The 7,804-nt window shown below is 72.7% G+C and carries 6 protein-coding genes and 1 pseudogene; 4 read left to right on the top strand and 3 right to left on the bottom strand.

Features of this window, described 5'->3' with window-relative positions:
• Together ACWF94_RS18875 and ACWF94_RS18870 are read right to left on the bottom strand one after the other, a co-directional pair.
• Nucleotides 1-311, bottom strand: a pseudogene (locus ACWF94_RS18875) (aminoglycoside phosphotransferase family protein); the annotation flags it as partial.
• A 188-nt stretch (nucleotides 312-499) separates the two neighbouring features.
• Entirely contained in the window at nucleotides 500-1,447 is a 948-nt protein-coding gene (locus ACWF94_RS18870; protein WP_453489160.1) for a DUF3048 domain-containing protein, read from the bottom strand.
• Between the two features lie 465 nt (nucleotides 1,448-1,912).
• On the opposite strand from ACWF94_RS18870, the gene ACWF94_RS18865 reads away from it, so the two are divergent.
• From ACWF94_RS18865 to ACWF94_RS18855, 3 genes are all read left to right on the top strand, one after another.
• Nucleotides 1,913-3,136 (top strand): MFS transporter, encoded by a 1,224-nt coding sequence (locus ACWF94_RS18865; protein WP_453489157.1) that lies wholly within the window; start codon nucleotides 1,913-1,915, stop codon nucleotides 3,134-3,136.
• A gap of 103 nt (nucleotides 3,137-3,239) precedes the next feature.
• Nucleotides 3,240-4,133 carry a prepilin peptidase gene (locus ACWF94_RS18860; protein WP_453489154.1) on the top strand — a complete coding sequence of 298 codons (894 nt, stop codon included), beginning with the start codon at nucleotides 3,240-3,242 and terminating at the stop codon, nucleotides 4,131-4,133.
• Between the two features lie 152 nt (nucleotides 4,134-4,285).
• The gene (locus ACWF94_RS18855) at nucleotides 4,286-5,926 is read left to right on the top strand and encodes a DUF2079 domain-containing protein (protein WP_453489151.1); all 1,641 of its coding nucleotides are present in this window, start codon (nucleotides 4,286-4,288) and stop codon (nucleotides 5,924-5,926) included.
• A 44-nt stretch (nucleotides 5,927-5,970) separates the two neighbouring features.
• Here the strand turns inward: ACWF94_RS18855 and ACWF94_RS18850 are convergent, their stop codons facing one another.
• Nucleotides 5,971-7,134, bottom strand: a complete 1,164-nt coding sequence (locus ACWF94_RS18850; RefSeq protein ID WP_453489148.1) for a winged helix DNA-binding domain-containing protein — start codon at nucleotides 7,132-7,134, stop codon at nucleotides 5,971-5,973.
• A gap of 124 nt (nucleotides 7,135-7,258) precedes the next feature.
• Here ACWF94_RS18850 and ACWF94_RS18845 point away from each other — a divergent pair, with 124 nt between their 5' ends.
• Nucleotides 7,259-7,612, top strand: coding sequence for a winged helix-turn-helix transcriptional regulator (locus ACWF94_RS18845; RefSeq protein WP_453489145.1), 354 nt, complete (start codon nucleotides 7,259-7,261; stop codon nucleotides 7,610-7,612).
• Nucleotides 7,613-7,804: the final 192 nt, after the last annotated feature.

The following is a 7,804-nucleotide window of genomic DNA, read 5'->3' as shown; positions in this document are numbered from 1 at the left end:
GTGCGAGGTGTCACGCGTTCGTAGTAGGTCCACAGCGTCACTGTGAAGCCGTCTCGCGTGTACACGAGTGGGTCCACCCGAGGTTCCAAGAGGCCCGCCGGGCATCCGGCCCGGGCGAACAGTTGAGCGAACTCGACTTCGAACTGTGCGGCCCCATGCCCCGCAGGGGCGACCCGGGCAAGGACGTCGCACGGCGTCAGCCGCAGCGCCAGCCTGTTCGAGTTGTGGAGAACGATTGCGTCGTCGGCCGGCAGGTCGAGCGATGCGGCGACCGAAGTCGCAGCCGCGATCGCGCGCGTGATGCCGGTCATCTCCACCCTCGAATCCTGGCATGGATGAACGAGGGCGGTGCCGACTATCGAGGCTCGGCACCCGCCTCGCCCCGCACCACTCAAACTGCGATGAGCATGCTCAACCTTCACCGCGACAGATCAGTGGAGGCCGTGGCCGCGCCGGCGGCCGTCGCGGAGGATCTTGGTCCGGCCGGGTGGCCCGTCTCTCAGCGCGCCACGAGCACGACCCATACGGGCCCGTCCGCGACGTTCAGCGGATCGCCGTCGCGGGTGGTGAACGTCGTCCCGTCCCGTGCCGATGCGCGCTTCCACTCGCCCGGGTGGGCCCGTCCGCCGCGCAGTACCTCGGCACTGCCGGAGCCCACGGTCACGGTCAGCGGGGAGTTGCTGCCCGTGAAGTCCTGGAACCGGGACTCCTTGATCTCCACCCGCTGGAGTACGACGGTCGCCGCAGTCACCGCCGTGCCGTCCGGCTCGGCCGCCCGGCGGCCGTCCAGCGCGATCTGCCAGCGGCCCTGATCCGCGGACCAGGTGAAGGTGAACCGGGCGCCGGGGAAGCGCACGGTTCGTTCGGCCACCGGCTCACCGCCGCCCGGCGGTGGGCCCGTACGGAATCCGGCCCGCTCCAGGGCCTTCGCCCCGGCCGTCCGGTCCTGCACCCGGGGCAGCCGTGCGTACAGGTTGTGCGGAGCCGCCCGTTCCGGGTCACGGACGAAGGCGCCCGCCGGGGCGTCACCTGGGGTCACCGCCCGCAGCGGAGCCGCGTCGATCAGCGGCAGCAGCCTGGACTGGGCGCCGGAGAACACCAGCGTCGGCTCCGGGAACTGCGCCAGCAGCTCAAGGTCGGACTCCCGGGCGCTGCGTACCGGCCCCACGGAGTCCGGGAGAGCGGTGGCGTACAGAGCCATCAGCCTGCTCAGCCCCGCCTCGACCTGCTCCGCGTACACCACGTCCGCCGCGTTCAGCCCGGTCTGCGGACGGGCCCCCGGAGCGTTGTCGATCTTCACAGCGAGCATCGGTCCCGACGGCGGAGTGGACGACTCCGCGGGCGGGGGCTCCGAGCCGCCGTCGTCGCACGCGCCCGCCAGCGTGGCGAGCACCACCGCGAGGGCGGCACCCAGCGCGGCACGCCGAGTCCGAGCCGGTCGTCGCATCTGTCTGTACCCCCGGAGACGAGCGTGGGTTTCACGGCATGTCCGCGAGGACGGTCCGACCCGCGGGGTGTTCCTCAGGGTCGGCCGACGCACGCGGCGGGCAGCCGTGACCCGTGAGCCCCGGATACCGCACACGTCTTACCACGGGGTTCGGTCGACGGGCCGGACGCGGGGCCGTGTGGTGTCCACCGGAGCCGGCCGCGGTCGCCCGCGCGGGCCGGGGCGCCGGCGCGGTGGTTCGTGCGGTGGATCGGCGCGGTGGATCGGCGCGGTGTGCAGGCAGGCGGGTGAGCCATGCCACACGTATCGCTTGTCCTTGCCCCGGGGGGAAGGGCCATAGTGTCTCCGTAGTGATCATATGAGCGGGCGGTGTGCGCCCGCCGACCCGGCAGGACGCCGAGGGGGCGAGCCACCGCGGCCCGCGTCATTCTCGATCGGCGAACGCGCCGGGGGGCAGGGTCGTTCATGGTGGTGCGTACTCCCGAGAAGACCGAGTTGCCCGCGCGGCTCTGGTCCCGGGATTTCACCCTTCTTTTCGCGGCCAGGACGGTGTCCGTCCTCGGCGATCAGATGCTCATTCCGACCGCGGTCACCGTGGCCGTGCTCCAGGCGGGATACGGCGTCAGCGGCGTGGGCTACGCACTCGCCGCGCACACCGCGCCGTTGGCCCTCTTCGTCATCTTCGGCGGTGTCATCGCCGACCGGTTCACGCCGGTACGGGTGATGATCGTCGCGGATATCGCCCGGCTGCTCCTCCAGGGCGTGTTCGCGTTCTCCTTCGCCGTCAGCACGCCTGACCTCTGGCTGATCGTCACGCTGCTCGCGCTGGGCGGGGTCGGCACAGCCGTCTTCCAGCCGGGTTACGCGAGCGTCATCCCGCGGACCGCCCGCGATGTCCAGAAGGCCAACGCGGTGATCCGCGTCGCGGAGTCGCTGATGACCGTGGCGGGACCCGCCATCGCCGGGCTGCTCCTCGTCTTCTCCTCCGTTTCCACCGTCCTGGCGATCGACGCCGCGACGTTCGGAGTCAGCGCTGCCTGCCTGCTCGCTCTGCGGCTGAAGATGTCCCGTTCGACGGTGCCGACCTCCCTTCGCCGCGACCTCGTCCAGGGATGGCGGGAGTTCTCCTCCCGCACCTGGCTCTGGGGAGTCATCGTGATCTTCATGCTCTACCAGGTGACCGTGAACGGCCCGTTCCTCACCCTCGGCCAGAGCCTGATCACCATCGAACACGGCGAAGGCGCCCTCGGGTTCGTCATGGCGATGTTCGGCCTCGGCAGTGTACTGGGCGGGCTGGCCGCCGCGCGCTTCAGACCGCGCCATCCCCTGCGGATCGGTGCCATCGCCCTGACCAGCACACTGTTCGGCCTGCTCGTGGTGGCCCTGGAACTGTCCCCGCCCCTGATCGCGGCCGGATTCGCCCTATGGGGCGTGGGCGGGGCGTTCTGGCTGGTCATGTTCCACTCAAGCGTGCAGACGAAGATCCCACCCGATGTACTCGGCCGGGTGCACGCCTACGACGTCGCGGGATCCCTCGTCATGCGACCCGTGGGACAGATGGCGGCCGGACCGGCCGCCCTGTGGATCGGCGCCATACCCGTACTGTTCTTCTCCTCCGCGATGCTCCTGGTCACGGTCGCACTCCTGCTCGCCGTCCCGGCGATCCGCAACCTGCGCAGAACCGGCTGAACCGCACCCGGCCCGCCCCGGCCCCGGCCGCGCGACGACGGGTGCCGGTGGCGTGCGGCGTCGCCGGCGCGGGCGTACCCGCCTCGACGCTAGCCTCTGGGCCGTGTACGTCACGCTGATCGCCGTCGCCGCGCTGTGGGGCGCGGCCACGGGGGCGCTCGTCCCCCGGGCCGCGTACCGGCTCGCCGTCGAGCCGGAGGAGAACTGGCGGGACGCCTGCCCGGCGGGGCACCCCTACGGCGGGGGAGCGCGCGGCTGGCTGGGCGGCGCCCGGTGCGGGGCGTGTACCAGGGAGCGCCGCGTCCCGGCGGCGGGGGAGGGGCCCGCCCGTACCCCGGCGGCGGAGGAGGGGCCCGTGCGTACCCCGCCGGGGGAGGAGCCCACCCGCACCTCGGCGGCAGAGGAGGGGGCCGTCCCTACCCCGGCGGGGGAAGGCGCCACCCGCGCCCCGGTCGCCGTCCCGCTGGTCACCGCCCTGGTCTGCGCCGCGCTCGCCGCCGCCACCGGCCCGCGCCCCGAACTGGCGGTGTGGCTGCTGCTCACCCCCGTCGGCGTCCTGCTCGCCGAGGTCGACCGCCGGGTCCACCGGCTCCCCGACCGGCTCACCCTGCCGCTCGCGTGCGCGGCGGCCGTACTCCTCGGCGCGGCGGCGGCGCTGCCCGGGGCCGCGGGCTCCTGGACGACGGCGCTCGCCGGGGGACTCGCCCTCGGCGCCGCGTACTTCCTGCTCTTCGTGATCCATCCGAACGGGATGGGCTTCGGCGATGTCAAACTCGCCCTCGCCCTCGGCGTGGCCCTGGGCTGGTACGGCTGGGGCGTGCTCCTCGCAGGAGCCTTCGCCGGGTTTCTGTTCGGTTCGCTGTACGGGTTCGGTCTGATGGCCGTGGGCCGGGCGAACCGCAAGACCGCGATCCCGTTCGGCCCGTTCATGATCGTCGGTGCCTTCGCCGGGCTGGTGCTGGGGGCACTCACCGTGGCGGGCGGGACAGCGCCGTAGAAGTGGTGTCCCTCTGTCAGGAGGACACACCGGGCGGCCGGGCACCGACAGCACCCCGGCGACGGTGACGGTGACGGCACACCGGGTGCGGCCCGGGGACACGCCCTTGGCTGAGGAAGCCGGATGAGCCTCCCCGTCTAGCATCCGGACCTATGCGGACATTTTCTGACAACTCGGCGGCACGGGATCGTCTGCCGCACACCCTCGTCCCGGTGACCGTGCCCGCGCCGGACCAGGAGCAGGAGCAAGGGCAAGGGCAGGGGCACGAGCCGGAGCAGGGGCAGGCGCATGGGCACGAGCAGGGGCAGGCCCAGACGCAGGACTCCGGGAATCGCTTCGCCGCCCGCGTCCCCGCCGCCCTGCTCCCCTGGAGCTGGGCCGCGGTGTTCTGCGCGCTGTACGCCACCGTCGCCGTACGCCGCCACGCACTGCTGCGCACCACCGGCTACGACCTCGGCATCTTCGAGCAGGCAGTCCGCGCCTACTCCCAACTGCGCGCCCCGGTCGTCCCCTTGCGCGGCGACGGCTTCAACCTCCTCGGCGACCACTTCCACCCCGCGCTCGCCGTCCTCGCCCCCCTCTACCGGCTGTGGCCGTCCCCGGTCTGTCTGCTCGTCGCCCAGTCCGCGCTGCTCGCCCTCGGCGCCGTCCCCCTCGTCCGCTGGGCGCTCAGCGCCCTCGGGCGGCGTGCCGCGCACGCCGTCGCCCTCTGCTACGGACTGAGCTGGGGCATCGCATCGGCCGCCGCGTTCGACTTCCACGAGGTCGCGCTCGCCGTGCCGCTGATCTCCTGCGCCGTGGTGGCGCTCGGACAGCGCCGCTGGCGTGCGGCCGCCCTATGGGCCGCGCCGCTCGTCCTCGTCAAGGAGGACCTGGGGCTCACCCTCGCCGCCGTCGGGTGCCTCATCGCGTGGAAGGGGCCGCGCCGCCTCGGCGTCCTCACCGCCGCGGCGGGCCTGCTCGCATCGGCGATCGAGATCAAGCTGCTGCTGCCCGCGTTCAACCCGGCCGGCGGATACGCGCACGGCGGCAACCTCGGGGACGGCACCCACACCTCCCTGCTGACCACCGTCGCCTTCGCCCCGCTCGACGCGCTGCGGCCCGATATCAAGGCCATGACCCTGATCCTGGTCTTCGCCCCCTCCGCGCTGCTCGCCCTGCGCTCCCCGCTCGCGCTGCTCGCCGTGCCCACGCTCGGCTGGCGGATGCTGTCGCAGAACGGCTTCCACTGGGGCACGTCCTTCCACTACAGCGCCGTACTGATGCCCATCGTCTGCGCCGCCCTCATCGACGCGCTCCGGGGCTGGCGCACGACCGCCGACCGGCAGTCCGGCGCCCGCCAGATCCGGGCCTCCCTCGCCACCGCCCTCGCCGTCACCGCCGTCATGCTGCCGTCGTTCCCGCTCGCCCAACTGGCCCAGCGCGCCACCTGGCGGACCACCTCCCATGTCGAGGCGGCCCGTGCGATCCTCGCGAAGATCCCCGACGGGGCGAGCGTCGCCGCGTCCAACCGGCTGGTCCCCCAGCTCACTTCGCGCTGCGACGTCGTCCTCTTCCCGGCCTTCCCGGTCGACGCCCGGCTCTACGAGTACGACCGGAGGCGGCTGCCGCGCCCCACGGCCGAGTGGATCGTCCACGACAGCCGTGCTCCCGAGGCATGGCCGTACCGTACGGGCCACTGGCCCTATCCCCCCGAGCAGCAGTCCGCCGAACTCGCCGCCGCACAGCGGTCGTACGGCTATGAACGCGTCGCCGCCCGCGACGGCGTCACCCTGCTGCGCCGCACCCGCTGACCCGGACTGATCCAACTGATCCATCGGAATCGCCACAACACGCTCTAGGCGTGCGGCCCCACCGTCACCTTCCCCACCGTCAGCTCCGCCCGCCCTTCCAGCACCTCGGCGACCCGGTCCGCCTGCTCGCCCAGCTCACGCAGGTTCGCGGGCCGCTCCAGCGCGTCCCCGATGGGCTCCACCGTCACCGCGATCCGCTTCCCGGACCGCTTCTGGTGCCAGATGCCCGCGACGACGCCGTCGACGAGGACGACGGGACGGTTCCCGGCCTGCCCGCGCGACAGCGCGCGCCGGTACGCGTCCCCGGGGAAGAGCAGCTCGCGCGGCTGGGAGGCGATGGTGTACGCGTCGAAGTACGGCAGCAGCCGGACGCCCCGGGGCGCGGCGTCCGGGAACGCTCCGTCGCCCGCCGTCACCCACGCCCGCCCGCCCTCGTATGCGACCTCGTCGATCAGCCCCCCTTCCGCCAGCGACGCGAACAGTCCGCCCGCCCACCCCTTCGGCGCGGCCAGCCAGGTGGCGAAGTGCCCCGAGGTGGCCGGGCCGTACGCCGACAGATACCGCTGTACGAGGCCGGCCAGTGCGGCGGGCCCGCCCATAGGGGCGACGCCAGGGTTGGTGTACGCCACCCTGCGGCCCTTGTCGGGGGCGAAGGCCAGTACTCCCCGGTGTGCGGCGAGGTGGGTCACCTGACGCCAGCGAGGCCACTTGTCCTGGAACGCCTCCATCACCCGGTCGCCCGCCCAGGAACCGGTGCGCTCGACGATCGCCGCCGTCAGCTCGTCGACGGTGAGTGCCTCCTGCTCGAGCGCTTCGCCGATGGCCGCGATCACCTGCTCGGTCTGCCCGGCCGTCATCCGTACCGCCGCCGGCATCGGGTTCGCACCGGACGGGACCGCGGAGAGCGCCCCCGTCCACAGCGGCAGATCCTCCCGCGCCAGGAGATGAACGGTGCCGCGCGGGCCGTACGTCTTCACCAGCGACCGGTCCGTCCACAGCGCCTCGCGCACCCCCGCCCGGGTCGCCCCGCCCGCCAGCCGCAGCGCGATCGACAGCTCGGCGGCGGAGAGCACCTGGGCGTGCGCCGCGAGCATGGCCCCCGTGATGGTCGTGATGCCCGCGGGGGTCGCGGGGGCGGGGGAGCGCAGGCCCTGGCGCTCCAGGGTGCGGGCATTGGACTGGGCCCAGGTCACTTCGCGCGTCGTCATGGAACGACCCTAGGAGGCATCTAGGTCAAGGACTGTCCTCGTTCCCGGCCCGTCCTGTCGTGATCCTGTCCAAAAATGGTGTACTGGCGAAACGGTAGGTGTCCTGGACATCGAAGGAGTCGCCGTGGCGAAGGTCAAACCCGTCTACCACTGTGGTCTGGACGCCGCGGTGGACGTCGTCGGCGGTAAGTGGAAGCCGCTCATTCTGTGGGTGCTGAACGAGGACACGCACCGATTCGGGGAGCTGAAGCGCCAGATCTCCGGTGTCAGCGAGAAGATGCTGATCCAGCAGCTCCGCGAACTGGAGGCGGACGGCATCGTCCACCGCGAGGTGTTCCGGGAGGTCCCGCCGCGCGTGGAGTACTCGCTCACGGAGCTGGGACAGCGGCTGAACACCGCCCTGCTGCCGCTGGGCGACTGGGGCCAGACCTTTATGCAGGAGATCATTGCCCACAAGACCAGGGACTCGGCCGCCTGAGCCGACGCGTCCCGAAGGGGTGCGCGGACCACCGGACCGCGCCCCGGGCCCGGCCCCGGGGCGTCAACACGGCGTTCCGGGCGGGGTCCCTCGTGGGGATTACCCCGGGGGGTGACACGCCCGGCGGCACACGGGTCCGGGAAACGGCGCGACCGGGCCGGAAACGCCGCAGGCACCGGGCCCACCCTGCCC

This window comes from Streptomyces sp. NPDC055078, from assembly GCF_053607985.1.
The sequence above is the reverse complement of the archived record's forward strand: the minus strand, read 5'-3'. Positions and strand labels throughout refer to the sequence as shown.